Source organism: Fusibacter paucivorans (assembly GCF_018390735.1).
GTDB lineage: Bacteria > Bacillota > Clostridia > Peptostreptococcales > Acidaminobacteraceae > Fusibacter > Fusibacter paucivorans.
This window is the reverse complement of the sequence record NZ_JAHBCL010000031.1, coordinates 54,305-57,204: the sequence shown is the minus strand read 5'-3', so window position 1 is coordinate 57,204 and position 2,900 is coordinate 54,305. Positions and strand designations below refer to the sequence as shown.

1 protein-coding gene is annotated in these 2,900 nt (G+C 34.4%); it reads left to right on the top strand.

The genetic code is table 11. The features are described 5' to 3' along the window. Positions 1-1,471: 1,471 nt before the first annotated feature. The coding region (locus KHM83_RS19980; RefSeq protein WP_213237984.1) for an InlB B-repeat-containing protein at positions 1,472-2,900 on the top strand (1,429 nt) is incomplete at its 3' end.

Below are 2,900 nucleotides of genomic sequence, written 5' to 3'. Positions count from 1 at the left end.
TCAATACATATATGCTACATGTATTGTAACAAATGACTACGGCAAAACAAGTGATCTATTTCATCGTGGCATTGACAAAGACAAAGAGCAAGGCAAAGTCAAATCACGTGGGCTAAAACACTCAAAAACTGTTGTGTGACCACTCACAAGATTTTGAAATAGGGCATCGTAGAAACTTTCAACTTTTGATAAACGGAAGTTTTCAAGTTCATCAAGCGTGCAAAACGTTTCAATTCTCAGCAAGATAAACCGCCGCATTCCTTTATTGTGATTTCTGGAAATCTAAAAAGGAGTGCCTATTTCCTGACAGCTCCAGAAAATTTGATTATATTCAAAGTAAATTGGAAAGCTAAGAAACGCTCTTAATACAATGGTTTAAAATGAAAACTGTAAATAGATGATATAATTAATTTTCTTGAATTTTAGTTTGAAAGTTAGCGATTACTCTGCATTAATATTATGATATCGTCTATTTAAGCAAAAGTTTGTTTTGATTTTGCTGCAGAAAAGTAATTTGAAGTCTTTCTTGGGAATCAAAATATTAATATGGATTTCGGACGTATTCTTATGGTTCCAATCGAATACAGGATTATTGTCGTATTTGGCATTAAGCAACATAGGCCAAAAGTCTTGAGAAAATTCAAAAAAATGATCGGGATCAATAAAAGATTGTTAAATTTATGATATAATGATATATAGCTATAAATATATAAATATTGTAATATATATTTATTGCCTAGAGGTATTGCATTTATATTCCCTAGAGGAATTATAAATTGTTGCAAAAATTGATGGTAGTAATACCTACCTTTGCAGATGTGTAATATTTAAATTTTTACTGGTTAATATTTGCGACAGCACTTGCATAGAACAACTAAAAGATGATGGTGATTTCAGTTGTTTCCAGTTAACAGTAAGATCATTTGACTATTGTAAATACTGATAATATGTTTAAAAAAATGATGTAAGCAACTATTTGGAATGAATGATTTACAGTTAATAGGAAAAGTTTATTTTCCTTAAAAATCTGTTGTGATTAATTATTCAGTGAAAATCACCATAATAACTTTACATACGTTATCTCTATTACCAATTATAATTATCAATTATCATATTGAAGCATATATAAATTTTTAGTGTAAACCATTTACAAAAATAGGCTTTGGCGATTGATCTTAAAAATCCAGAATGATTTTAAAAAACTTATTGATATTTTGTTCTTCTTATCTCTTGAAAACATATTATTGTAATTGCAGCGCAGTTTAAATGGTATGTCTATAATACCCGTTTTGATTATGAATGTGTTTAATGAGCTTAATATAATCATTAAATAATGAGCTGACAATTGGATGATGATCAGTTATAAACAAATCTAAAAAGACCAGATCACGAGTTTCTATATTGGTATTCTGGTTTTTCCTGTGTTATCAATTCAAATAATATAGAGATACAAGGATAAAGGAGAAGAAAAGTGAGCGTTAAATATTGGTTAAGCATATTTTTTATGACAGTAATCATTAGCCTGTCATCAATGCCGAATTATGCGGATGGTTTGCCACCTGCAAGGCATGCGACTTCAGGTAATGAAGTTTTTCTGGGAGGAGACTATATTGAGATTGGAATAAGAGCTGATGGTGCCTTTGGAACTGTTGGTGCTGCCCCCAGCGGATTTCATCGGACGATTATCAATGACGATTTCATGGGTGAGTATACAAGATCAAATATTGGACTTGCAGTTGATAAGGATGGTTTTGATGTTGGTAATCCCCCCACAACAGGTGATTTCTTCTTACCTGGAAATCCTTATGAAGGGTTTATTATTGGGTATTACACTGGCGGAGATAGTACGAGTGGGACGAAGAAGCTGTTAAAAAATTATAATGCATCTTCACCCAGTAAAGATATAACGGCTGTAACAACTGATATGAGTTCAGGAGATGTTCTTTCAGCAAAAACGGAGGGAACAAGAGATGCTATTAAACTTACACAAACACTAACGTTAAAAAAAGCGGATAAATACTATCTCATTGATGTTACAATTGAGAATATTAGTTCATCGACGATCTATGATGTTAGATATGCGCGTAGCTTTGATCCCGATCAAGATAAAGATATTAATGGTACATATTCTACAAAAAATGAAGTAAAGGATAATCCGGATGTCGGCGATAAGGCATTAGTTGTTGCAACTGGGCCGGTATCAGGCGAATCTTTCTTTTATATGTCTAAAGATTCGAGAGCGAGAGCGGCAATTACGGCTTTTAGCGTATACGATGTCTATGATTTAACGATGTATAATGCTGATGGCAGTTCGCTTATTAAGACTGTTAACAATGATGTATGGATTGCGATTACATTTGATTTAGGCGATCTTGCTCCGGGTGAATCAACGACATTAAGTTTTTACAACAGTTTGAATCCTGACTTTGAATCTGGCCTTGATGAGATTGGTATTAGTGATTACAATGTTAACTATGCTGCTAACGGTGGTAGCATAGTTGACTCAGAAAGTGTTGCTACTGGAGCATCTATCACAAAACCATCTGATCCGACACGGACAGGTTATACATTCGGCGGCTGGTACACGGACGATAATACCTTTGCAAGTGCATGGGACTTCGACAATGATACGATGCCGGCGAGCGATTTATCCCTTTATGCGAAGTGGACGATTAGTGCATATGATGTGACATATAATAGCAACGGTGGCAGCAGTGTCACTGGTGAAGCGGTGAACTATAATACTGCTTTTACAAAACCAACCGATCCAACACGAACAGGTTATAGTTTTGGCGGCTGGTACACGGACGATAATACCTTTGCAGATGCATGGAACTTTATCAATGATACCATGCCTGCAAACGATTTATCCCTTTATGCAAAATGGCAAATTAATGGTT